24 protein-coding genes and 1 pseudogene are annotated in these 23442 nt (G+C 64.5%); 10 read left to right on the top strand and 15 right to left on the bottom strand.

Annotation, left to right across the window (positions count from 1 at the left end):
• The first annotated feature begins 137 nt into the window (after positions 1–137).
• The 3 genes from J3489_RS10215 (at position 138) to J3489_RS10205 (ending at position 3214) form a co-directional block, all read left to right on the top strand.
• A complete protein-coding gene (locus J3489_RS10215) occupies positions 138–1475 on the top strand; it encodes an aspartate aminotransferase family protein (protein WP_206997617.1) in 1338 nt (445 codons plus the stop codon).
• 63 nt (positions 1476–1538) lie between these two features.
• Positions 1539–2108, top strand: a complete 570-nt coding sequence (locus J3489_RS10210; RefSeq protein WP_206997616.1) for a carboxymuconolactone decarboxylase family protein — start codon at positions 1539–1541, stop codon at positions 2106–2108.
• 257 nt (positions 2109–2365) lie between these two features.
• The gene (locus tag J3489_RS10205) at positions 2366–3214 is read left to right on the top strand and encodes an isocitrate lyase/PEP mutase family protein (RefSeq protein ID WP_206997615.1); all 849 of its coding nucleotides are present in this window, start codon (positions 2366–2368) and stop codon (positions 3212–3214) included.
• Here the strand turns inward: J3489_RS10205 and J3489_RS10200 are convergent.
• The 5 genes from J3489_RS10200 to J3489_RS10180 form a co-directional block, all read right to left on the bottom strand.
• Positions 3211–3495 (bottom strand): hypothetical protein, encoded by a 285-nt coding sequence (locus J3489_RS10200; protein ID WP_206997614.1) that lies wholly within the window; start codon positions 3493–3495, stop codon positions 3211–3213. The two genes, J3489_RS10205 and J3489_RS10200, sit on opposite strands and share 4 nt — an antisense overlap.
• 42 nt (positions 3496–3537) lie before the next feature.
• Positions 3538–3732 (bottom strand): hypothetical protein, encoded by a 195-nt coding sequence (locus J3489_RS10195; protein WP_206997613.1) that lies wholly within the window; start codon positions 3730–3732, stop codon positions 3538–3540.
• A gap of 77 nt (positions 3733–3809) precedes the next feature.
• The gene (locus J3489_RS10190) at positions 3810–4292 is read right to left on the bottom strand and encodes a carboxypeptidase-like regulatory domain-containing protein (RefSeq protein ID WP_242539921.1); all 483 of its coding nucleotides are present in this window, start codon (positions 4290–4292) and stop codon (positions 3810–3812) included.
• Positions 4293–4553: 261 nt separating this feature from the next.
• Positions 4554–5564: a DUF2891 domain-containing protein gene (locus J3489_RS10185; protein ID WP_206997612.1), complete on the bottom strand. Its 1011-nt coding sequence runs from the start codon at positions 5562–5564 to the stop codon at positions 4554–4556.
• A 69-nt stretch (positions 5565–5633) separates the two neighbouring features.
• Positions 5634–6362 (bottom strand): TetR/AcrR family transcriptional regulator, encoded by a 729-nt coding sequence (locus J3489_RS10180; protein ID WP_206998012.1) that lies wholly within the window; start codon positions 6360–6362, stop codon positions 5634–5636.
• 364 nt (positions 6363–6726) lie between these two features.
• On the opposite strand from J3489_RS10180, the gene J3489_RS10175 reads away from it, so the two are divergent.
• The 4 genes from J3489_RS10175 (at position 6727) to J3489_RS10160 (ending at position 12574) form a co-directional block, all read left to right on the top strand.
• On the top strand, positions 6727–7908 hold the full coding sequence (locus J3489_RS10175; protein WP_206997611.1) for an isovaleryl-CoA dehydrogenase: 1182 nt from the start codon (positions 6727–6729) through the stop codon (positions 7906–7908).
• 31 nt (positions 7909–7939) lie between these two features.
• Positions 7940–9547 (top strand): carboxyl transferase domain-containing protein, encoded by a 1608-nt coding sequence (locus tag J3489_RS10170; protein ID WP_206997610.1) that lies wholly within the window; start codon positions 7940–7942, stop codon positions 9545–9547.
• Between the two features lie 175 nt (positions 9548–9722).
• Positions 9723–10508, top strand: a complete 786-nt coding sequence (locus tag J3489_RS10165; RefSeq protein WP_206997609.1) for an enoyl-CoA hydratase/isomerase family protein — start codon at positions 9723–9725, stop codon at positions 10506–10508.
• 59 nt (positions 10509–10567) lie between these two features.
• Positions 10568–12574: an acetyl/propionyl/methylcrotonyl-CoA carboxylase subunit alpha gene (locus tag J3489_RS10160; protein ID WP_206997608.1), complete on the top strand. Its 2007-nt coding sequence runs from the start codon at positions 10568–10570 to the stop codon at positions 12572–12574.
• A 55-nt stretch (positions 12575–12629) separates the two neighbouring features.
• Here the strand turns inward: J3489_RS10160 and J3489_RS10155 are convergent, their stop codons facing one another.
• From J3489_RS10155 to J3489_RS10130, 6 genes are all read right to left on the bottom strand, one after another.
• Positions 12630–13430 (bottom strand): phosphate/phosphite/phosphonate ABC transporter substrate-binding protein, encoded by an 801-nt coding sequence (locus tag J3489_RS10155; RefSeq protein ID WP_206997607.1) that lies wholly within the window; start codon positions 13428–13430, stop codon positions 12630–12632.
• Positions 13431–13545: 115 nt separating this feature from the next.
• Complete coding sequence (ahpF, locus tag J3489_RS10150) at positions 13546–15144, bottom strand: alkyl hydroperoxide reductase subunit F (protein ID WP_206997606.1); 1599 nt, start codon at positions 15142–15144, stop codon at positions 13546–13548.
• Between the two features lie 88 nt (positions 15145–15232).
• Positions 15233–15796, bottom strand: a complete 564-nt coding sequence (gene ahpC / locus J3489_RS10145; protein WP_206997605.1) for an alkyl hydroperoxide reductase subunit C — start codon at positions 15794–15796, stop codon at positions 15233–15235.
• A 145-nt stretch (positions 15797–15941) separates the two neighbouring features.
• Complete coding sequence (locus J3489_RS10140) at positions 15942–16697, bottom strand: CDP-diacylglycerol diphosphatase (RefSeq protein WP_206997604.1); 756 nt, start codon at positions 16695–16697, stop codon at positions 15942–15944.
• Positions 16698–16716: 19 nt separating this feature from the next.
• A complete protein-coding gene (locus J3489_RS10135) occupies positions 16717–17616 on the bottom strand; it encodes a ferritin-like domain-containing protein (RefSeq protein ID WP_206997603.1) in 900 nt (299 codons plus the stop codon).
• A gap of 144 nt (positions 17617–17760) precedes the next feature.
• The gene (locus J3489_RS10130) at positions 17761–18669 is read right to left on the bottom strand and encodes a hypothetical protein (protein ID WP_206997602.1); all 909 of its coding nucleotides are present in this window, start codon (positions 18667–18669) and stop codon (positions 17761–17763) included.
• 84 nt (positions 18670–18753) lie between these two features.
• Here J3489_RS10130 and J3489_RS10125 point away from each other — a divergent pair, with 84 nt between their 5' ends.
• Positions 18754–18996, top strand: coding sequence for a sugar phosphate isomerase family (locus J3489_RS10125; protein ID WP_206997601.1), 243 nt, complete (start codon positions 18754–18756; stop codon positions 18994–18996).
• A gap of 31 nt (positions 18997–19027) precedes the next feature.
• Positions 19028–19705 carry an alpha/beta hydrolase gene (locus tag J3489_RS10120; protein ID WP_206997600.1) on the top strand — a complete coding sequence of 226 codons (678 nt, stop codon included), beginning with the start codon at positions 19028–19030 and terminating at the stop codon, positions 19703–19705.
• Here the strand turns inward: J3489_RS10120 and J3489_RS10115 are convergent.
• The 4 genes from J3489_RS10115 to J3489_RS10100 form a co-directional block, all read right to left on the bottom strand.
• A complete protein-coding gene (locus J3489_RS10115) occupies positions 19702–19842 on the bottom strand; it encodes a hypothetical protein (RefSeq protein WP_206997599.1) in 141 nt (46 codons plus the stop codon). The two genes, J3489_RS10120 and J3489_RS10115, sit on opposite strands and share 4 nt — an antisense overlap.
• The gene (locus tag J3489_RS10110) at positions 19839–20801 is read right to left on the bottom strand and encodes a CPBP family intramembrane glutamic endopeptidase (protein ID WP_206997598.1); all 963 of its coding nucleotides are present in this window, start codon (positions 20799–20801) and stop codon (positions 19839–19841) included. Before J3489_RS10110 ends, J3489_RS10115 begins: the two co-directional genes overlap by 4 nt.
• 56 nt (positions 20802–20857) lie before the next feature.
• On the bottom strand, positions 20858–22366 hold the full coding sequence (locus tag J3489_RS10105) for a carbohydrate porin (protein WP_206997597.1): 1509 nt from the start codon (positions 22364–22366) through the stop codon (positions 20858–20860).
• Between the two features lie 92 nt (positions 22367–22458).
• Entirely contained in the window at positions 22459–22683 is a 225-nt protein-coding gene (locus J3489_RS10100) for a hypothetical protein (RefSeq protein ID WP_206997596.1), read from the bottom strand.
• A 595-nt stretch (positions 22684–23278) separates the two neighbouring features.
• On the opposite strand from J3489_RS10100, the pseudogene J3489_RS10095 reads away from it, so the two are divergent.
• A pseudogene (locus tag J3489_RS10095) lies at positions 23279–23442 on the top strand (ABC transporter permease); the annotation flags it as partial.

The following is a 23442-nucleotide window of genomic DNA, read 5'->3' as shown; positions in this document are numbered from 1 at the left end:
CGCGCCGGGAGTTTTTTGCTTTGTTGTGTTTTGTGTTGAGTGCGACAACATTTGTTGTTGTACAATGACCGAGCAGCGTCATTTGAAGTGAAGTGCGTGCAGGCCACGTCATCTCGCAGAACAGCAAAGGAAACAGCATGACTACCGTCTTTCACCGCGCCCCCAAGCGGACGCTGCCGGTCGCCGTCGCGGGCGACGGCATCGAGATCATCGATTCGACCGGCAAGCGCTATATCGACGCCTCGGGCGGCGCCGCGGTTTCGTGTCTCGGGCACAGCAACCAGCGCGTGATCGACGCGATCAAGCGGCAAGCGCAGCAGCTCGCGTACGCGCATTCGTCGTTCTTCACGACGCAGCCGGCCGAGGAACTGGCCGACTGGCTCGTCGAGCGCGCGCCGCGGGGGCTGGGTCACGCGTATTTCGTGTCGGGCGGATCGGAGGCGGTGGAGGCGGCGCTCAAGCTCGCGCGTCAATATTTCGTCGAAAAAGGGGAGCCCGAGCGGCGCCATTTCATCGCGCGTCGGCAGAGCTATCACGGCAATACGCTCGGTGCGCTCGCGATCGGCGGCAACGCCTGGCGGCGCGAACCGTTCCTGCCGATGCTGATCGAGGCGCATCACGTGAGCCCTTGCTACGCGTATCGCGAGCAGCGCGAAGGCGAGTCCGACGCTGCGTTCACGCAGCGCTTGGCCGACGAGCTCGAAAGCAAGATTCTCGAACTCGGGCCGCAGACGGTGGCGGCGTTCATCGCGGAGACGGTGGTCGGCGCGACGGCGGGCGCGGTGCCTCCGGTGCGCGACTATTTCCGCAAGATCCGCGCGGTCTGCGACAAATACGGCGTGCTGTTGATCCTCGATGAAATCATGTCGGGCATGGGGCGCACGGGCTACCTGTACGCGTGCGAAGAGGAGGGCGTGGCGCCCGACTTGCTCACGATCGCCAAGGGCCTCGGCGCCGGTTATCAGCCGATCGGCGCGACGCTCGTCAGCGACAAGATCTACGACACGATCGTCGGCGGCTCGGGGTTCTTCCAGCACGGGCACACATATATCGGGCACGCCACTGCTTGCGCCGCGGCGCTCGAGGTGCAGCATGCGATCGCCGAAGAGAACCTGCTCGACAACGTCAAGGCGCGCGGCGAACAGTTGCGTGCGCTTTTGCGGGAGCATTACGCGCAGCACGAATTCATCGGCGACGTGCGCGGCCGCGGGCTCTTCGTCGGTGTCGAACTCGTGCAGGACCGCGCAAGCAAGTCGCCGTTTGCGAGCGAGCTCGCGTTGAATGCCGCGATCAAGCGCGAAGCGATGCAGCTCGGGCTGATGGTCTATCCGATGGGCGGCACCATCGACGGTGCGACGGGCGACCACGTGCTGCTGGCGCCGCCGTTCATCTGCACCGCGCGCGATATCGAAAACATTGTCAGCCGCTTGACCGATGCGATCGAAAGCGCGCTGCGTGCCGCCGGCGTGCGATAAGCGCGGCGCCTTTTAACGGTATCGATCGCAACCCTTGCAACCCAGCCCACTCACGACACGACCATGACCGAACGCTCATCCGCTGCGCGTCTGCCCGCATTCGACAGGGCGCATGCCACGCCCGCACAGCAAGCGGTGCTCACCGAAATCCTGTCGGGCCCGCGCGGCAATCTGAACGGCCCGTTCCTCGGCTGGATACAGAGCCCCGAACTCGCGCAGCACGCGCAGCGTCTCGGCGCCTTCTGCCGCTATCGGACGGGGCTGCCGCTGCGTTTGTCGGAGCTGGCGATTCTCGTCACGGCCGCGCGCTGGCAGGCGCAGGCCGAGTGGCACATCCACTATCCGATCGCGCTGCAAGCAGGCGTGCCGGCCGCGACGGCGCAGGCGCTTCGCACGGGGCAGCGTCCCGTTTTCGAAGACGCCGACGACGCGCTGATCTTCGATTTCGCCACCGAGCTTTATGAGGCGAAGCGCGTGTCCGATGCGACGTTTCAAAAGACCGTCGAGCGTTTCGGGCATCCGGTGACGATCAACCTGGTCGGTCTGCTCGGTTATTACGCGCTGGTGGCGATGACGCTGAATGTCTTCGACATGCGCGCGGACGGGCAAACGGAGCTGCCGTTTCCCGAGTGACGCGGCGCTCGCCCGGGGTTCGAGCGACGTTTCGAGACATGCACGACAATGAAGGCCCGCTGGCTTCTTCGGAGGAGTCGGCGGGCCGTTGCTGTTTGTCAGGGCGGCGCGGCGTGTCTCTCGCGATGCCGGCGAGTCGTGCATCGACATTTCATCGCAAGGCGTAACGTCGATAGCGGCGCTTGGCCTAGAGTTCAGCAGGGACGCCGCACGCGGCTGCCGATTTTCGAGTCCCATCCATCGAGGCGGAGCAGGCAATGAACATTCTGAGCAAGCAAAACGAAAGGGCGCGCGCGTTTCGCGCGTATCACGAGGCACCGGGCGCTTTCATCATCCCGAATCCGTGGGACATCGGCACCGCGCGGCTGCTCGCGCAAGCGGGCTTCAAGGCGCTCGCGACGAGCAGCGCGGGCTACGCGTTTTCGCGCGGCCTGCCCGATGGCGCGGTAGGACGCGAGCAGATGCTCGTCCATCTTGCCGAGATCGCCGGCGCAACCGATCTGCCGGTGAGCGCCGATCTCGAGAACGGCTTTGGCGATGCGCCCGAGGATTGCGCGGAAACGATCCGGCTCGCGGCCCAGGCGGGCGTGGCCGGCGGTTCGATCGAAGACGCCACGACGCGCACCGACGATCCCATCTACGCGCATGACGCGGCCGTGGAGCGCGTGCGCGCCGCAGCCGAGGCGGCGCGCGCACAGCCGTTTCCGTTTACGCTGACGGCGCGCTGCGAGAACTATCTTTGGGGCCGTCCGGATCTGGACGATACGATCCGCCGCTTGCAGGCCTACCAGGAAGCGGGCGCCGACGTGCTCTATGCACCGGGCCTCAAGACGCGCGAAGAGATCGCGACGCTCGTGCGTTCGGTCGACCGGCCGGTCAACGTGCTAATGGGCTTGCAGGGCGTGCGCCTGAGTCTCGACGAACTGGCTGAGCTTGGCGTGAAGCGCGTGAGCGTCGGCGGTTCGCTCGCGCGCGCGGCGTTCGGCGCGTTCTTGCGCGCCGCGCGCGAGATGAGCGAGCACGGCACCTTCGGCTATGCGGACGAGGCGATTCCCAGCAAGGAGATCAACGCGTTGTTTGCGCGCGCAGCGCCGCTTTGCAGCTAGCGAAAGTGAAAGCGATCGCTTTCGAGCGGCGCGCCTTTGCCGTCGCGCAAAGCGTTGCCGTCGTTCCACATCGGGTAGTACGACGGCCCGTGGATGACGGGCCAATTTCGCGTTCCCGCCGTATTCCCCTTGACGCGCAGCATGCCGTTATCGGGGCGTGTGTGGCTGATCGTAAATGGATCGAGCATCGCCAGCTTGGTGCTGCCTGCCTGCGCATGAACAGGAAGACTGACAACGAGCGTGGCCGCTGCGGCGAGTGAGGCAATCAGCTTGGGCAACATGGCTTCCTCATCAACGTTGGCGTTAGCGAATCGCGGCAGGTGTCACCGCGAGAACAATCGCACGAGGAGACCGAATACGCCTAACGTGATGAACAGCGCGGCGATCATGACGGGAAGCACCAGCACGATGACGGTATAAGGCCCATGGCCCTTGGACGGTGCGCGCTCGCGCGCCGATGCCGACGTGGAGTCGGCGCGTGCGCTTTCTGGAGTGACATCTTCGCTGGTTGGCTTCACCCGATCTCCTTTTCGTTCCCGGACGATCCGGGCATTCCGGGCGTCGAGCATTTGATTCAGTGGCGCCCGGCTCGGTGCTACATCGCCCAGATGAACATCTCGTGCGCACGCGTGCTGGACGCAATATTCACGGTACGGCGTTGCATTTTCCCGTCGTGACGCGCCGTCACAGTGTAGCGCCCGTCAGGCAGCGATAACAACATAAACGGCCCCTGTGCGTCGGTCTTGAGGACCGTCGTTCCATGCGCGTCTGCGATTTGAACGGGGACGTCGGCCAGATATTCGTTGCCGCTGTTCGTCTTGCCGACGAATTCCAAGGTGAGCGGATATTGGTGCATCACGTTCTTGATCGCCGCGGATTGGTCGCTGCCTACGCCTCCGGACAAATAGCTGATGCTGCCGCTGTGCTGAAGAGGAGGCAAAGCCGGCGTTGCGGCCGTTGCGATCTGAGACGTACCGGCCGCGAGAATCGCGGCCGCGCTAATTAACGAAAGCAGACGTAGCTTCATTTCTTTCTCCATCGAACACCAACAACGATGCTTGTTTCCCTTGCGCGGCAACAGAAAAGCCCTTCCGCTGCGCTTTCCGAAGCGGAGCCGTTATTGCCGAGCCCAAACGAGGACCGGTAAGCGTTTTCCGGTCATCTTTGCTCGCCCTGTTCACGTCCGCTTTTGACGGCGCAGACCTGCATAGGGATGTCCTTGAGCGTAGGAACGGAACCTTAAAAATGCCTTAATTCATAGGGGTATTCGCGTGCTGGGGCGCTGCTCGTTGCCCCTGATCGACGAACGGTTGGGCGCGGCCGAAGCTTCGGCGACGGGTCAAGCCTCCAGCGCAAGCAGCGCGAACGTGGCGAGCCAATGTTCGCCCATATAGTCGCCTGCAACGTGTTCGAGCGCGCTGCGCAGATGCAGCTCGGCCGCGTCGTTCAAGAGCGTCGCGCGGATATCGCCGGCCGGCAGTGCGCGCGCCAGCGAACGCTGGCACCACGCGCGGCTGAGATTGAGGCCGTCGAGGTGCGCGATCTTGCCGTCGGTCCGGTCGGTGACGGTGGCCGGGGCGAACAGCGTTTCGGGCCTGCGTGCGGCCAGATCAGGGAGGAAACGATCGAACCAGCCGGCGAACTCGCCGGCTGGAAGCACGCGCCGCATCAATTCCGCCTCCATCAACGCGGGCGACAGGAACTCGTCGCCGCTCGGCTCCCACGCCTGGCAGCCCGCATCGTTCGAATGCCAGCGCTCCGCCGTCAATACAATCAGCGTTTCGAGCGCGCCGTGCGACGTGCGGCGCGCGAAGTCGAGCGCAAGCGACAGCGCGAACGCCGTGTTGAAATGCGTGCCGACGCGCAGCGGATAGGTCGATTTCGGCAGGAACTCGGTGAAGCGTTCGACGAACGCTTCCGTGAGCGGGGCGAGTGTCTTGCTCCATCGCGCGGCATCGGGCAACGTCATCGAATGGAGTTGGCCCGCCAACGCAAGGAGCCATGCCCAGCCATAGGGCCGTTCGAAGCCGCGATGGTGGGCGAGGTTCAGGTAAGCGAGTTCGCCCGCGACGTTTTCATCGGTGAAGTGCGCGTCGGCGACGGCGACGATACGCGACGCTTCCGGCAGATCGGGGTAACGGTCGATGAGGCGCAGCACCAGCCAGTAACCGTGCACGCACGAGTGCCAATCGTAGCTGCCGTAGAAGATCGGATGCAGGGAGCGAGGGCTTTGCACATCCTCGGGGCCGGCCAGCGAATGCGTGAGCTTGTTCGGATATTCGCGAGTGAGGTGGGCGAGCGCCAGCGCGGCGAACTTCGACGCAATGGCGGGTGTGAGTCGAGCGGTCATCGGCGTGTCGTCAGAAGTGAAGTGGGGCGGGCAGACAGGCGGTGCCTTGCACGAGGCGCAGCCCTGCCGTCAGACCATTCTGCCACGCGTCGCTGCCTCGTAACGCCGCGTTGCTTCGTCGACGTCGTTTTTCAATTGCACGAGCGCGGCAAGCTCCGCTTGCGGCGGCTGCAGCGCGGCCCACAGCACGTCGACCAGACGGTCGGCGGTCGCATCGATATCGGTGCGGCGGTGCGCGAGCGTCGCGTCCCACAGCACGTGCTCCATCGGGCCGAACACCATCGAGCGCAAGAGGCGCAGCGGCATGTCGGCGCGAATTTGGCCGGTTTCCTGGCCGTGCGCGAGCACGCGCATCAGCGGCGCGGTGTAGCGGCGCTGGAGTTCGGTCAGCTCGTCGCTGAGTTCATGGTGCTTCGTGCGCCCCTCGGACAACACCAGCGCACAGAGCCCGGTGCCGTTCAGCAGCATGAGCCGCAAATGCGTGCGGACGATGAACGCGAACTGCTGGCGCGTGCCGCCGTCGCGCGGCAGGCCGATTTCGATTGCAGCAATGATTTCGTCGTACCAATCCGCGATGACGCGCGCGCACAAGTCACGCTTGCCGCGGAAGTAGCTGAAGACGGTGGCCTCGGAAATGCCGAGGCGCTGCGCGATTTCGGCGGTGGTCGCGCGGTCGTAGCCTTTCTCCGAGAACACGTCGCGGCCCGCCTGAAGAATTTCCTTCACGCGTTGCTGCGATTTGCGCCCGGCTGGCCGGCGGCGCGCGTTTGCGGGCTCGGCCTTGGTTTCCGGCAGCATATGAGTCGAGTTCAGATTTAGGGGTTTGTGCGGGGTGGTTGGCGCCGATATTAGCACGCACGGGCGGGCTTTCAAGCCGGTTTCAAGAAAATTGAGCTTTGCTCATAAAAACCTATTGACGTTTACGTCAATGTAGCGTGAAATTCGCGCTGATCGAGCGAAATCGAGCGCAACATAGGCGGCGGGCCGCGAGTCTGCCAATGCCGCGGTGCCGCATTGCGCTTTCAAACTTCGGCCGTTCGCCCGGCCGCCTTAGGAATTTGAGGATTCGAGGAGAAGACATGAACCACCCCAACGCTCACATTTGTTCGCTGCCCCCCGAGGGGGCCGATGCCTCCCTTGGGGCGGCCCAGCGGGAGGCATCATGAGCAACTTGCCTGGACTGCAATTCCCGCTTGGCGAAGACATCGAAATGCTGCGCGACACGCTCGCCAACTTCGCGGCGAAGGAAATCGCACCGCGCGCGGGCGAAATCGACCGCAGCGACCAGTTCCCGATGGACCTGTGGCGCAAGTTCGGCGAGCTCGGCGTGCTCGGCATGACGGTCGCGGAGGAGTACGGCGGCGCGAACATGGGCTATACGGCGCACATGGTCGCGATGGAGGAGATCTCGCGCGCGTCGGCGTCGGTCGGCCTTTCTTACGGCGCGCATTCGAACCTGTGCGTGAATCAGATTCACCGCAACGGCACCGAAGCGCAGAAGCGCAAATACCTGCCGAAGCTCGTCTCCGGCGAGCACGTCGGCGCGCTCGCGATGAGCGAGCCGAACGCCGGCTCGGACGTCGTCAGCATGAAGCTGCGCGCGGACAAGCGCGCCGGCCATTACGTGCTGAACGGCACGAAGATGTGGATCACCAACGGCCTGGATTGCGACACGCTCGTGGTCTACGCGAAGACCGACGTCGATGCCGGCCCGAAGGGCATCACCGCGTTCATCGTCGAAAAGGGCATGAAGGGCTTTTCGGCCGCCCAGAAGCTCGACAAGCTCGGCATGCGCGGCTCGCACACCGGCGAGCTCGTGTTCGAAAACGTCGAAGTGCCGGAAGAGAACATCCTCGGCCAGCTCAACGGCGGCGTGAAGGTGCTGATGAGCGGTCTCGACTACGAGCGCGCCGTGCTCGCGGGCGGCCCGACGGGCATCATGCTCGCGTGCATGGATGCGGTCGTGCCGTACATTCACGAGCGCAAGCAGTTCGGTCAATCGATCGGCGAATTCCAGCTCATTCAAGGCAAGCTCGCCGATATGTACACGACGCTGCAAGCGTGCCGCGCGTATTTGTATGCGGTGGGCCGCCAGCTCGATTCGCTCGGCCGCGATCACGTGCGCCAGGTTCGCAAGGATTGCGCGGGCGTGATTCTCTACACGGCCGAGAAGGCGACCTGGATGGCCGGCGAGGCGATTCAGATCCTCGGCGGCAACGGCTACATCAACGAATACCCGGTGGGTCGCCTATGGCGCGATGCGAAGCTCTATGAAATCGGTGCGGGCACGAGCGAAGTGCGCCGCATGCTGATCGGCCGCGAGCTGTTCGCCGAAACGCTTTGACTTGGTCCAGAGACGCACGGAGCTGACCCACATGCCGATCATCGAAACCAAGCTGAACCCGCGCTCGGACGACTTCCGGGCCAACACCGCCGCGCTCGAAGCGCTCGTCGCCGATCTGCGCGCGAAGATCGAGCATGTCGCACTCGGCGGCGGCCAGGCTGCGCGCGACAAGCACGTCTCGCGCGGCAAGCTGCTGCCGCGCGAGCGCATCGCGCAACTGCTCGACCCCGGCACGCCGTTTCTCGAGTTCTCGCAGCTCGCCGCGTTCGGGATGTATCACGATGCCGCGCCGGGTGCGGGCGTGATCACAGGCATCGGCCGCATCGCGGGGCAGGAGTGCGTGATCGTCTGTAACGACGCGACGGTCAAGGGCGGCACGTACTATCCGGTCACGGTGAAGAAGCACGTGCGCGCGCAGGAGATTGCGCAGGAGAACCGGCTGCCGTGCGTATACCTCGTCGATTCGGGCGGCGCGAACCTGCCTAACCAGGACGAGGTGTTTCCCGATCGCGACCACTTCGGGCGCATCTTCTACAACCAGGCGAATCTGTCGTCGCAAGGCATTGCGCAGATCGCGGTGGTGATGGGCTCGTGCACGGCGGGCGGTGCGTACGTGCCTGCGATGAGCGACGAATCGATCATCGTCAAGAATCAAGGGACGATTTTTCTGGGCGGCCCGCCGCTCGTGAAGGCGGCGACCGGCGAAGAAGTGAGCGCCGAAGACCTCGGCGGCGGCGACGTGCACACGCGCTTGTCGGGCGTGGTCGACCATCTCGCGCAGAACGATGCCCATGCGCTCGCGATTGCACGCAACATCGTCGGCAAGCTCAATCGCGTGAAGCAGCCGAGCGTTGCATTGCAGGAACCGAAACCGCCGCGCTATGACGCCCAAAGCATTTACGGCGTGATTCCGGTCGATACGCGCAAGCCGTTCGACGTGCGCGAAGTCATCGCACGCATCGTCGACGATTCCGCCTTCGACGAATTCAAGGCCCGCTACGGCACGACGCTCGTCACGGGCTTCGCGCATATCTGGGGGCACCCCGTCGGGATCGTCGCGAACAACGGCATTCTGTTTTCCGAATCGGCGTTGAAGGGCGCGCACTTTATTGAACTGTGCTGCCAGCGCAAGATTCCGCTCGTGTTCCTGCAGAACATCACGGGCTTCATGGTGGGCCGCAAGTACGAGAACGAAGGCATCGCCCGCAACGGCGCAAAGATGGTGACGGCGGTGGCCACGGCGAAGGTGCCGAAGTTCACGGTGATCATCGGCGGCTCGTTCGGCGCCGGCAATTACGGCATGTGCGGCCGCGCGTATTCCCCGCGTTTCATGTGGATGTGGCCGAACGCGCGCATCTCGGTGATGGGCGGCGAGCAGGCCGCGTCCGTGCTCGCGACGGTCAAGCGCGACGGCATCGAAGCGAAAGGGGGCACGTGGCCGGCCGAAGAGGAAGAGGCGTTCAAGAAGCCGATCCGCGATCAATACGAACACCAGGGGCATCCGTACTACGCGAGCGCGCGGCTGTGGGACGACGGCGTGATCGATCCGGCGCAGACGCGCGACGTGCTCGGGCTCGGCTTGTCGGCGGCGATGAACGCGCCGATCGAAGACACGCGCTTCGGCGTGTTCCGGATGTGACGAGCGTGGCTTCCGACCGCGAAGCATGGGGCCTGAGTAAGCGCTAAAGCGCTAACTCAGGCCGACCGCAAAGCATGGGGCCTGAGTAAGCGCTAAAGCGCCAACTCAGGCCGACCGCAAAGCATGGGGCCTGAGTAAGCGCTAAAGCGCTAACTCAGGCCGACAGGAGATAAACATGCAATACGAAACGCTGAACGTCGAGTTTGCCGAGCGCGTCGCGACGGTGACGCTCAACCGCCCCGACGTCCGCAACGCGTTCAACGAAGCGATGATCGCGGAGCTGACCGACGTCTTCACCGCGCTCGACACGCGCGACGACATTCGCGCGGCGGTGCTCGCGGCGAACGGCGCCGCGTTTTGCGCGGGCGCGGACCTGAACTGGATGAAGAAAATGGCGACGTTCTCCGATGCGGAGAACCGTGCCGATGCGAAGCGTCTAGCGAACATGCTGGCCGCGATCTACCGCTGCACGAAGCCCGTCATCGCGCGCGTGTCCGGCGATGTTTACGCGGGCGGCATGGGCCTGATCGCGGCGAGCGACATCGTCGTTTCGGTCGATACGGCGCGCTTCTGTCTTTCGGAGGCGCGGCTCGGCCTCATTCCGGCGACCATCGCGCCGTACGTGATTCGCGCGCTCGGCGAGCGCGCGTCGCGCCGCTACTTCACGACAGCCGAGCAGTTCGATTGCGCGACGGCGCTGCGGCTCGGCCTGGTCCACGAGGCCGTAAGCGCGGACGATCTCGATGCGGCCGTGCAAAAACTCGCGCAGACCCTGTGTTCGAATGGTCCGAGCGCGGTGCGCGAATCGAAGCAGCTCGTGCAGGACGTCGCGGGCCGCGTGCTCGACGAAGCGCTGCTCGACGATACCGCGCAACGCATCGCACGCGTGCGTGCCGGTGTCGAAGGGCGCGAAGGTGTCGCGTCGTTCCTCGAAAAGCGCCCGCCCGTGTGGCGCGATTGACCCGGTACGACCTTTCCTTACGTCATTAGCCGAAATTCAGCCTCTTTACGAGATTTTTCATGTTCAACAAGATTCTGATTGCGAACCGCGGCGAGATAGCATGCCGCGTCGCCGCAACCTGCAAGCGGCTCGGCATCGCGAGCGTCGCCGTCTATTCGGATGCGGACGCGAACGCGAAGCACGTCGCCGCATGCGACGAGGCCGTGCATATCGGCGGATCGACGGCGGCGGAAAGCTATCTGCGGATCGAACGCATCATCGAAGCCGCCAAGAAGACGGGCGCGCAAGCGGTGCATCCGGGCTACGGCTTCCTTTCGGAGAACGAAGATTTCGCGCACGCGTGCGAAGCGGCGGGCATCGTGTTCATCGGTCCGCCGGTCAGCGCAATTGCCGCGATGGGCTCGAAGGCGGCGGCGAAGGCGCTCATGCACGCGGCGGCAGTGCCGCTCGTGCCGGGCTACCACGGCGATGACCAAGACCCGCAACTGCTGCAACGCGAAGCCGATGCGATCGGCTACCCCGTGCTGCTGAAAGCGAGCGCGGGCGGCGGCGGCAAGGGCATGCGCGTCGTCGAGAAAAGCGCGGACTTTGCGGCGGCGCTCGCGTCGTGCAAGCGCGAGGCGGCGTCGAGCTTCGGCAACGATCGCGTGCTGATCGAGAAGTACCTGACGCGTCCGCGTCACGTCGAAGTGCAAGTGTTCGCGGACCGGCATGGCGGCGCAGTCTATCTGTTCGACCGCGATTGCTCCGTGCAGCGCCGTCACCAGAAGGTGCTCGAGGAAGCCCCCGCGCCGGGGCTCTCCGCCGAACTGCGCCGCGAGATGGGCGAGGCGGCGGTGGCGGCGGCGCGTGCAGTCGAGTACGTCGGCGCAGGTACGGTCGAATTCATCATGACGGGCGACGCGTTCTACTTCATGGAGATGAACACGCGCTTGCAGGTCGAGCACCCGGTCACCGAGATGGTGACGGGGCAGGATCTCGTCGAATGGCAGGTGCGCGTCGCCGCGGGCGAACGGCTGCCGTTGACTCAGGCGCAGCTGAAGCTCGACGGGCACGCGATCGAAGCGCGCATCTACGCGGAAAACCCGGCGCGCGGCTTCCTGCCGTCGACCGGCGCGCTCAAGCATGTGCGGATGCCGGCGGGCGTCGAGTTCACGATCGGCGAGAGTGCGCGCGCGCCGGTCCGGATCGATAGCGGCGTGCGCGAAGGCGACACGATCACGCCGTTCTACGACCCGATGATCGCCAAGCTGATCGTGCACGGCGCGGACCGCGACGAGGCGCTCGCTCGCATGAATCGCGCGCTGCGCGCGTGCGAGGTGGTTGGGCCGCATACGAACGTCGAATTTCTGCAGCGCATCGTCACGAGCGAGCCGTTCGCGACGGCGGATCTGGATACGGGTCTTATCGAACGTCACCACGACGCGCTGTTCGCGCCGGCGAACAAGCCGTTCAAGGAAGCGCTCGCGCTCGCATGTGCCGCGTTGATGACGCGCGAAGGCGGCGGCGCGCACGGCGCGTCGCCGTGGGATGCGCTGTCGCACTGGCGGCTGAACGGCACCTACCGGCAGAAGATCGAATGGCGCGATACGGAAACGGACACCGCTTTCGCGGCAACGTACGTGCGCGACAGTGCAACGCGCTCGCTCGACTATGCGGGCAACAGCGAGCCTTTCGAATGGCAGGCGGGTGAGGGCGCGCACGAGTTCCGCGCGACGATCGGCGATGCACGTGTGAAGGGGCGCGTTTTCATCGATGGCGACGTCTTTCACGTGTTCTGCCAGGGCGCTGCATTGGCGTTCGAATGGAAGAACCTGCTCGCACATGCAGCCGACGCCGAGCACGGCGAAGGACGCTTGACCGCGCCGATGCCGGGCAAGGTGATCGCGGTGCTGGTCGAGCCGGGTGCGGTAGTCGAGAAGGGCGCGCCGCTGATCGTGATGGAAGCGATGAAGATGGAGCACACGATCGGCGCGCCGGCGGCGGGGACGGTGGCGGAGGTGCTGTATGCGGTCGGCGATCAGGTTGCCGACGGCGCGCAGTTGCTGGTGATGGAAGTGGAGTGACGCCGGCGGTCGCTTGAACGAGGTTGCCGAGTTCGACGCGCGCGTTCGGCATGCGTCATCCGAGGCGCGGATAGCCGGCTGCCCGCGCCTCGTCTTCCCATTGCTCGATCCGCGCGTAGTCGGCGAGTGACAGCGTCGAAAAGCCTTTGAGGCGCAGGCGTCGCGCGAGCGACGTATCCGAGTCGATTGCGTCGCGCAAAGCCGCGCGTATCTGCTCGACGAGCGCTTCGGGGGCGGCGCGCGAGGCGATCAACGGCAAGCCCGGCGAGGCTGCCGAGAAGCCTATCTCTCGTACTGACCGAGCCAGATCCGGAAGATGGTCGCGCACGAAGGCCATCGTCACGCAGTCGATCGATGCGATATCTGCGTTTCCGTGCGCGAGCGCGCGCAGCGAACCGATGTGCGAGCCCGTGCGCAATACGCTGCCGAAGAACGCGCCGTCGCGGGAAAGCGGTGTCGCCGCGTGCCGCAGCACATTCATGCCGCTATTCGAATCGTCCTGGTTATACGCGGCGCGCAGACCGCGGCAGGCTTCGAGCGTTTGCGCGCTCACATGGCCGCCTGTTACGAGCACGCTGCGGTAGTTCGTGCCTTCGCATCCGGGTGCATCGAAGTGCGGTGTCGCAATCAGTTGCACGTGCTCGCGCAAGCCGTGCATGAGCGGGTAGCCGCACGTCTGCGAAATGGCGAGATCGGCGCGGCGCCAGAACGCATGCAGATCGTCGCCGGGCTCGGTGATGTGGATATCGATTCCGTTTGCGCCCAGCACGCGTGAGACGCGGCGCAGCAGCGTACGCCAGTCTGCCGCGAGTGCGGCACTGACGTTGTACATCGGGAGGGCGGCGATCCAGGTCATGGGCGCGATTGTCGCGTATTTCGGTTGCGCGGACGATCGGGCTCAGCCCGCGAGCGGTGCGGCGTCGCCGTCGCCGGGCGTCGAATGACGTACAGCTGGCGACCTCTTCCGAGACTCAGGCCTCGACCGCGCCCAAAACCCGAGCGGGCTCCTCGACCGAGGGCGTTCGAATCAGGTAGTCGAAGGCGCTCAGCGCCGCCTTCGCGCCTTCGCCTGCGGCGATCACGATCTGCTTGTACGGCACAGTCGTGCAGTCGCCCGCGGCAAAGACACCCGGCACGTTCGTCTGCCCTTTGGCATCGACGGCGATCTCGCCGAACCGGCTCAATTCCACCGTGCCCTTGAGCCACTCGGTGTTCGGCACCAAGCCGATCTGCACGAACACGCCTTCAAGCGCGACCCGTTGCTCGGCGCCGCTTGCGCGGTCCTTGAAGCGCAGGCCGTCGACCTTGTTGCCGTCGCCCGTGATCTCGGTCGTTTGCGCGTTCACTTGCACCGTCACGTTGGGCAGGCTATTGAGCTTTGCCACCAGAACCGCATCGGCTTTGAGCTGGTCGTTGTACTCGATCAGCGTGACGTGCGAAACGACGCCCGCCAGATCGATCGCCGCTTCGACGCCCGAATTGCCTCCGCCGATCACCGCCACGCGCTTGCCCTTGAAGAGCGGCCCGTCGCAGTGCGGGCAGTAGGCGACGCCCTTGTTCTTGTATTCCTGTTCGCCCGGCACGTTGATGTTGCGCCAGCGCGCGCCGGTCGAGACGATGACGCTGCGGCTCTGCAAAACACCGCCGTTTTCCATGCGAACCCCGATCATGCCGCCCGGCACCGCTGGTGCAACGAGCCCGACGGCACGCTGCTGCGACATGATGTCGACGCCGTAATGACGCACTTGCGCATCGAGTGCTGCACCGAACTTCGGGCCGTCGGTCTCGAGCACCGAGATGTAGTTCTCGATCGACAACGTATCGTTGACCTGGCCGCCCATGCGCTCGACCGCGATGCCGGTGTCGATGCCCTTGCGCGCGGCGTAGACCGCCGCCGCCGCTCCGGCCGGTCCGCCGCCGATGATCAATACGTCGAAAGCGTCCTTGGCGTCGAGCTTGGCCGCCTCGCGCTTTGCGGAACCCGTGTCGAGCTTGGCGACGATTTCTTCAAGGTCCATGCGTCCCGCGCCGAACATCTCGCCGTTGAGATAGACGCTCGGCACGGCCATGATCTGGCGTGCGTCCACTTCGCCCTGGAACAGCGCGCCATCGATCACCACCGTCTTGACGCGCGGGTTGAGCACCGCCATCAAGCTCAGTGCCTGCACGACGTCCGGACAGTTGTGGCAGGACAGCGACATGTAGACCTCGAAGCGGTAGTCGCCGTCGAGTGCCTTGATCTGATCGATCATCTCGGCTTCGACCTTGGGCGGATGGCCGCCGGTCCACAAGAGCGCCAGCACGAGCGAAGTGAACTCGTGGCCCAGCGGGATGGCGGCAAAACGCAGGCTCTGTTCGCTGCCCTTGCGGCTCAAGCTGAAAGACGGTTTTCTCGCATCGTTGCCGTCGGTGCGCAGCGTGATCTTGTCCGACAGCCCGGCGATGGTCTGCAGCAGTTGCTCGAGCTCGCGCGAGCTCGGTTGCTCGTCCAGCGACGCCACGATTTCGAGCGGCTGGCTGACGCGCTCCAGATAGGCTTGCAATTGGGCTTTGAGGCTGTCGTCCAACATGAGGGTCCCCGGGACTTGAGAGGTTGCGTGCTTGCTAGGTCAATTCCGGCCGGGCTGTCCCGGCCGGTCCGTCAACGGCGGTTCAACTTCAGATGCGGCCGACCAGGTCGAGCGACGGCGTCAGCGTCTTCGCGCCTTCGCGCCACTTGGCCGGGCAAACCTGACCCGGGTTGGCGGCGACGAACTGCGCTGCCTTGAGCTTGCGCAGGGTTTCCTGAACGTCGCGGGCGATGGCGTTGTCATGGACTTCCATCGTCTTGACCACACCTTCGGGGTTGATGATGAAGGTGCCGCGCAGCGCCAGGCCCTCTTCGGGGATGTGCACGCCGAAGGCGTTGGTCAACTGGTGTGTCGGATCGCCAACCAGCGGGAACTTGGCCTTGCCGACGGCATCGGACGTCTCATGCCACACCTTGTGGGAGAAGTGCGTGTCGGTCGTGACGATGTAAACCTCGGCGCCGGCCTTCTGGAACTCGCCGTAGTTCTCGGCGGCGTCTTCGACCTCTGTCGGGCAGTTGAACGTGAAAGCGGCCGGCATGAAAATCACGACCGACCATTTGCCCAAGAGAGCCTGTTCGGTGACTTCAACGAACTTGCCGTTGTGGAAAGCCTGTGCTTTGAACGGTTGGACTTGGGTGTTGATGAGCGACATAAAGTTTCCTTGAGCAGTGGTGTTGGTAGGACGTTCGTCGTGTGACCGGGGTCGATATTGAAGGAAACTTATAAATTTCTCCATTCGATAGTTTCTATCTAAGCGATAGGGAAAATCTACTCGAGCCATAGCGTGTTGCCTGGCCTCAGCGCTGAGCGACCGCGCAGGCGTGATCGAGCAGCGGCTCGGCCGAACCGCTGCCGCCCGTGACATCGGTGCCGCTGTTGAGGATCAGCCAGCCGTCGCTCGCCGCGGCGGGCCCGGCGCCTGTCACGAGGATCGTCTGCATGGCCATCTCGGCCGATCCCGAACGGTCGCGCGCGACGATGTCGAACGGATCGACGTCGAACGCCGGGCCGGCGACGCGCATGATCCGATAGCGGCTGCCGCCGATCGTGTCCCAGGTCCATTGGCCCGGCGGGTCGCCGCGATGGCGCTCGAGCGCGGCGCTCGCGTCAGCGTGCATGCAGTCGACATGGATGTGCAGTTGCTCTTGCGAGCGCCGGTACTTCGAGTTGACCTCGAGCCCGATCAGGTTGTCGGGCAGCGGTTTCTTGAGCGACGCTTCGACGAAACTGCGCGCGGTCCACGCATCGGCCCAATAGTTCGGCGCGTCGGGCCCGAGCAGAAGCGGGCTTTCGATGCCGGTGACGCGTTCGGTCGGGATCAGAAGATGCTGTGCGACGCCGTTGCGGTCCTTCAGGAGTGCGTAGTGCTGCGAGAGATTGACGTTCGCGCACAAGCCCGTCTTGCCGCTGTTCTGCGCGGCGGGCACGCAGTCGAGATGGACGATGTCCCACAGCGCGTTGGGGTCGGCGGAAGCGATGGTCTCGCAGCCCGTGCTCGCCGCCGCGAGGACCAGCGCAGCGAGCACGGATTTGAGGAAAGGGTTCGAGCGCATCAGGTACGTGCCCCGCTTGTCATTTCTTCAAGAACCGCAGCACGAATTTCGCGATGCGCGGGACCGTGGCCGGGCGCAGCAGACGTCCGTCGTAGCCGCTCATGCGCCGGTCGTTCTCGGACAGGCAGAGTTCGATCATCGCACGCGGGCTGAGCGCTTCGCCGACGCTGGCCGCGCCCGTCGCCGCGAACGTGGCGTCGTGCATGACGCCGTCGGTGTCGATGCCCTTCGCGATGCCGATCCGTTCCCAAATCAGGAACGCCCACACTGCGCACACGCGCAGCGAGAACCACGGGCGCCGCCACCGCGGCAGGTTCTTGCGGTACCACGCGGCCCAGTTCACGAAGAACAGGATGTGGCGCGCTTCCTCTTGGATAACGGGCTCGAAGGTCTCGACGAGTTCTTCCGGGAAATAGCCCGACTTCTGTGCCGAGCGAAAGAGGCCGAACGCGAAGAAGCTGTCGATGCACTCGCTATAGCCCGTCACGAGCCACGCCCACTCGGGATCTTTGGGGGCGGGATAGTCAGGCTCCGGCGCGAGCTCGATGCCGTACGCTTCTACGAGCTTCGACAAGACGACTTTGTGGCGCGCTTCCTCTCCTCCGTTCATGTCGAGTGCTTTGCGCAGCAGCGCGTCCTGCACGGTGGAGGCGAAGGTCGCGACGCGGATGGAGGCGCGGCCTTCCGTTTGTACGGCGATGTCCCAGATCGGCAGGGACGTGATGCGAGGCAGCTCGGCGGGTGCGAGCGGTGGCCAATCGATGACGACGGGCTTGTACGGATTGTGCGTTTCGAGCAGCATCCGGCAGAACATTTGCTTGTGCTCGTCGGAACCGATCCGCACGGGCGTGCGGCCGGGGGATTTCCAATGGCGCATTGCGTGGTCTGCCGCTGCGTGTTGAGGCAGCGTTTCGGACATAGCGTTTGCTGATGTAGGGCAGGAGCAAAGTGCGGCCATTTTGGCACAGTTCACCCTGCATTGCCGCGAACTGCGACGTCCGCGCCGGCGCCGTGGCTATCCTGCGGCGCGCACGATCGGCAACGCAGCACCCGGCGTCTTGCGTCATTGCGCCGTTTGCTGCCGCTGATACTCGTTGTTCTTCATCTGCAGATAGTCCTGCCGGTCCACTTCGTGCAGTTGCCGCGGATATTGCTCGGTGGCGTCGAACCAGGCCGCGAAGCGCTGCGCGAGTTGCTTGTCCGGCGGGCTCGCCAGCGCGCCGAGATACGCATCGATCGCGAGGTAGTAGCGCATCGTGTTGCGCTCCACGAGCCCGCGCACGCCGCCGATGTAGTGAAGCTGTCCGCTCGACTGATCGCGCGTCGAAGTAAAGCCGACCTTGCCGGCGCCCAGGGTCGCCAGATAGGTTTTCATCGCGAGCCGTCCGGCGAGGCCGTAGCCGTACGAGTAGGTCAGATGCAGGAAGGTGCGGCCGCCGCCGATCGACACGGTTTCGAGCACGATGCGGTAGTCCTTGGTGCTGAGCGGGCCGCTATCCGCGCTGAGCTCCACTTTGAAGTAGTCAGGCGCGCTCTCGACGGGGCGGTAGTCGAACTGCACACGATAAGTGGACGACAGCGCTTCTTCGACTTTCCTGCCGAGGTTCACGGTCAGCACGCTCGCATTGCCGTTGCTCGATGCGTGGCAATACTTGATGTTCAAGTGCAGGATCAGCACGTCGCACCAGTTGCCGGGGCCGCGCACCGGATCGTCGAGTGCGCCGTTGACGGTCGCAAACGGGTAGTCCATCACCGCGTAGATGTCCCCCTTGAGCGTCGACGACGTCTCCTCGGAAACGAGGTACAGCTCGCGCTGAAACGGATTGTGGGCGAGCTGCTGCGTGAGACTCCGGTAGGTGTCGCGCAGGCTCCGGGCGTCGTCGGCCGCCGCCGCATGCGCGGCGAGGCCGTGCCAGCAAAGACACAACACCAGCAGCGTAGTCAGCACCGCTGTCAGCTTGTTGGGCTTCATTTGTCAGCTCCAGTTGCGGTGACGCTGGCTCGACGATATCGTGCAAATTCGTGCAAAAACAAGATCTTTCGTGCAACCGCCTTCATGCTTACCCGTGAATCGGCGACCCAGCGTGCGGTCGCCAAGGCGGCCGCCGGCATGATCGGGGACGGGCGGGTCGTGATCGTCGACGGCGGCACCACGGCGGTCGAGCTGGTGCGGCAGTTGCCGCGAGCGCTGTCGGCAACGGTGGTCACGCACGGTCCGAACGTCGCGGTGGAGCTGGCCGAGCACCCCGGGGTCGTGTCGCTTGCAGGTATCCTGCTCGTGCTGACTGCACTCATCTGAAGACACCTTTGACAACCCGGAGCCGTACGTCATGACCGATCAGACTTCGACCATCGAAATCGAAACCGCACCGAACCCCGAATTCGCCGTGATCCTGATGCACGGTCTCGGCGCCGATGCGAACGACTTCGTGTCGCTCGTCCCCGAACTTCGCATCGCGGACGCGCCGGCGGTGCGCTTCGTGTTTCCGAACGCGCCGGAGATCGCGGTCACCGCGAACGGCGGCTATGTGATGCGCGCGTGGTACGACATCTACGAGTTCGGCGGCGTCAGCCGCAAAGTCGACGAAGCGGGCATCGAGGCGTCCTGTGCAACGGTGCGGCGCTTGATCGGCGAGCAGAACCAGCGCGGGATTCCGGCTTCGAAGATTTTTCTCGCGGGCTTTTCGCAGGGCGGGGCGATGACCTATTCGGCGGGACTCACGCATCCGGAGGCGCTCGCCGGCTTGATCGTATTGTCGGGGTACGTGCCGTCGATAGGCTTCATCGACAGCCGGTTCGAGGCGGCGAACCGCGAGGTCCCGATCTTCGCCGCTCACGGCACGCAAGACGACATCTTGCCGATCCGGCTAGGCGAAACCGCGCGTGACTTCGCGCTTGCGCGCGGCTGCAAGGTGGAGTGGCACGCGTATCCGATGCCGCACTCCGTGTGTCTCGAAGAAGTGGAAGCGTTGCGCACGTGGCTCGCCGCGCGCCTCGCGCAACGCTAGCGGTGTTCCTTGCCGATGCGCCGATCCTGATCCTCGATGAAGCGACGTCGAGCCTGGACGGCGAAAGCGAGGTGCTGATTCAGCAGGCGATGGAGTTGACGAAGGGGCACGATGATCGTCGTGTCATCGTCGCTCAATTCGTATGCCTTGCGAGCGGCGCTTTGACCTTCCGCCGTCCCCACCACGCCCACATCAAAGCCGCGACCACGATCAGCACGGGAAAAATCAGCACGCTTCCCTCGGGGCCGGTGGCGCCGCCGCTGAGCAGGACGTTCCCGACCGGATGTGCCGTAAACAGCGAGCCTTGCGATATCTCGCCGCTATCCGGCGTCCCGTAGAAATACGACTCGCCCCAATCCCACGCCGCGTGAAAGCCGATCGCCCACCAGAGCGATCCGGTGTACCAGAGCGACAGGCAAAAAACCAGGCCGGCGAGCACCGCCGTCACGAGGCCCACCGGGGTCTCGCCGGGATTCCAGCCATGTAATGCGCCGAACAGGACCGACAGCAGGATCGCCGCCCACCCAAATCCAATGCTGCGTGCGAGCGTGTATTGCAGATAGCCGCGCAGCACCGACTCCTCGAAGAGACCTGCCATGACGAAGACCGCGGCCCACATCGCCGCGTACTTCCAGGCCTCGCCGGCCTGCAGCGTCGAGGCATTCAACTGCAGCAGGCCGGCTTTGCGCAGCGTCAGCACCAGCACGGAAATCGCCGCGAAGCCGCAGACCGCGCCCGACGCGAAGCGCAGCCCGCGTGCCACGCCTTGCAGGCCGAACGCCAAGAACGACTTGCGTTCTATTGCCGCAAGCACGGCCGTCGCCATGGCCGCGGCAGCGACTTGAATGCCCTCGCTCAGCAAGGCCGCGCCCGGCGGAACCGCATGGAAATTGGCTGGCCGCGGCACGACATGCCGTGCGGCGAAGGACAGGCCGAAGGCGACGCCCGCGACGATCGCGATAAACAGCAAAGCGAGCCATCCGCCGCGAATGCCGTCGCGTCCGACAACAATCCGGCGCAGCCTGCCGCCGCGCCGGGTCGAGGTTGCGGTTGACGTTGCGCCCGCGGGTGCCGGCCGATGTTCGAGGTCGTCCAACTTGCCTCCGTACCATGTGCGTTGTTCCAAACCCCGCCACCAGCGTCGTCTCGCCGTCAGAACGCGATGGTCGTCCGCACGCCGACGATCGCTTCGTCGCCGACCCGTTGCGACGGGTTGTCCGGATTCGGAATGCCGCCTGCCGGACGGAACGCGTACTGGAAGTCGCCCTGCACCTGCCACCACGGCGTGACCTGGTACAGATAGGTCGCCTCCAGAATCGTCTCGGCGCTGCGCGACGGATAGCCCGGCGTGATCGTGCCTTGCGCGTTGGCGAGGTCCTGGGCGTGCGAGCCGATGTGCGCGTAGCCGACTGCAAGTCCGACCACGTCGTTGTCGCGGCCCTTGAACGGCGCCTTGAGCGTGACACCCGCGTTCACGCCGAGGTCGACGAGATTGCGGTCGCCGGGCGCGCCCATGATGCGCGCGAACACGCCCACGGCTTGCGGGCTGTCCGCGCTCGGGCGCCACACCATCTGGTCGGCGACGGCGTAGATGCTGTAGTTGCCGCTGTGGCTCGCCGGGATGCCCGTGCTGTTCGGGTTCGCGAGCGACAAGCCCGTGTTGTCGAAGCCTTGGTCCGCAAAGTGGTTGCTGTTGTACCAGAAGCCGAGCTTGTAGGTGCCCGGCAGGCCGCTGGGCTTCGGGGCCGACGGGTCCGACGGCGGCTGGTTGATCGCGTACTGCACTTCGCCGATGACGAGCGCGCCGTTGTGCAAGTTGAAGTTGGTGCCGCTCGAATTGAGCTTTTGCGGATCGCCGTTGCCCGGCGCCGGATTGCCGTCGAATATGCCGCCGAGCACGGTGATCGCGTCGGTCGGCTGGGCGCGCAGGCGCACGCCGAGCGACGAGAGCGGATACGCCGGGCCGCCCCCCGGCAGGTCGGCGGAGGGCACGATCTCCCAGCCGAACGTCGCGTTCATGAAGGTGCCCGCGTACTGGCTCGTCATGAACTCCTGATCGAGACTTTGCTGACCGACCTTCACGTCGACCTTGCCGCCCAACAGCGACTGCTGATACCAGAGTTCCCACAGGCGCGTCGAGGCGTCGGCTTCGACGCCGGTCGCGTTCTGAATCGTCTGCAGGTTGCGCGACGTGAGGTTGGTGCCGTGAATCTGGAACGCCGACACGTTGAAGGTGCCGCCCGGCAAGCCGAACGCCTTTTGCGTATCGACGCCGAGGCCGAACTGCGTCACGCCGTCGTAAGCGCCGCCGCGCCTGGTGCCGCCCGACAGGTTGGCCATGTACTCGCTGGTTTCCTGCAGTCCGAACGTTACGCCATAGTTGCCGAGCCACGGACGCAGGCCGCCCATGTCGCCGAGCAGGTTCGAGCGATCCCAGAAGCCGGTGGGCGCGGGCGGTGTCTGGTCGGCCGCAGCGCCGGCAGCGGGCTGCGAGGACGACGGTGCCTCCGTCGCAGCGGGCGCAGGTGACGGGTTCGCAGCAGGCGCCGCCTCGCCGCTCGCCTGAGCGAAGGCGGGCGGCACGAGGCCGAGGGAAAGCAGCAGCGTGAGGCTGGCGGGTGCGCCGGAGATTCGCAGAGCGGCTTTAAGGTTCTTTTTCATGACAAGTGGGGTGGTTTTTTCTGGCGGGCAAGCCAGGATGTTAATGAATTTGACTCACGCACTGTTGCGAAGCTGTGACCAGAGGACGCCGATCAGGCGAAGTAAGCGTTCAGGCGTAACGCACCCTCCAGTTCGTTGCCGGTGGACGACGTGGCGAGCATCGCCACCATCGCGATGGCGCCGACGGTCAGCGCCAGAACCACATAGCCGGTTGGGGTCAGCGGGCTGCCGACGTAAGCAGCCCGAAGCGCTGCGGCCTGCGGACGCTGGGCGCGTCCTGCGCCCATGAACGACATGACAAACGATTTGACGAACATGATTCCCCCCGTCCGGCCCGACGACGTCAGGCGACGAATGAATACGTGACGGCGTCTCGCAAGCGCGGTTGCGAAAGGCGGTCGATCTTATTAGGGGAGCGTGCTGCGGTCGGACCGGCACGGAGCCGATCGATGATGAAGCGCGCTAACCCGACGAAAGCGAGTTAGCGGCGAAGGAGTGAACCTGTGGCAGCTATCTCGCGGCTGTGCCGGCATGGGCCGGCAACGGACTTCCACTACTTGAAGATGCGTCCACGAGGGACTCCTTTTTATGAGACCGGCGAATTGTATTCGGAGGTTGTGCAATGCGGCAAGTAAATAAAGCATAAAAACCGCGGCTGTTGTTTTCTCTGGTTAAAGTCGGCGAAGCATCGCACTGCGTAATATCGCGCGCGCTTTGGGATAGTCTCACCCGGCACCTTTCTTTTTGGTTTCAATGAAAGGGATATGTAGTGTAATGAGCGCCGCAAGCGGGTCTGTTTGCGTTTCGTAATTTTCGGTCGATCTCTTGTCATATATCGATGCCATCGTTTAGTCCTGCGGAGGTGTGCCCATTGGATTCGTTGCTTAAGAACCCGTGCCGGGGAGGCATTGAATGAATTTCAGTTTTGATCTGAATCGCACCGCCAACGCTTCAGCGTGGAGGCTGCTCCCCAATCGCTGGGATTTTGTGGCGTTCCCGTTGATCATCGGCCTCATTGCGATGGCGGCGATCGGCTTCCATCAGACGATGGCGCCGATCTCGGCGCTCAAGACCCA

This window comes from Trinickia mobilis (assembly GCF_017315705.1).
GTDB classification, from domain to species: domain Bacteria; phylum Pseudomonadota; class Gammaproteobacteria; order Burkholderiales; family Burkholderiaceae; genus Trinickia_A; species Trinickia_A mobilis.
The sequence above is the reverse complement of the archived record's forward strand: the minus strand, read 5'-3'. Positions and strand labels throughout refer to the sequence as shown.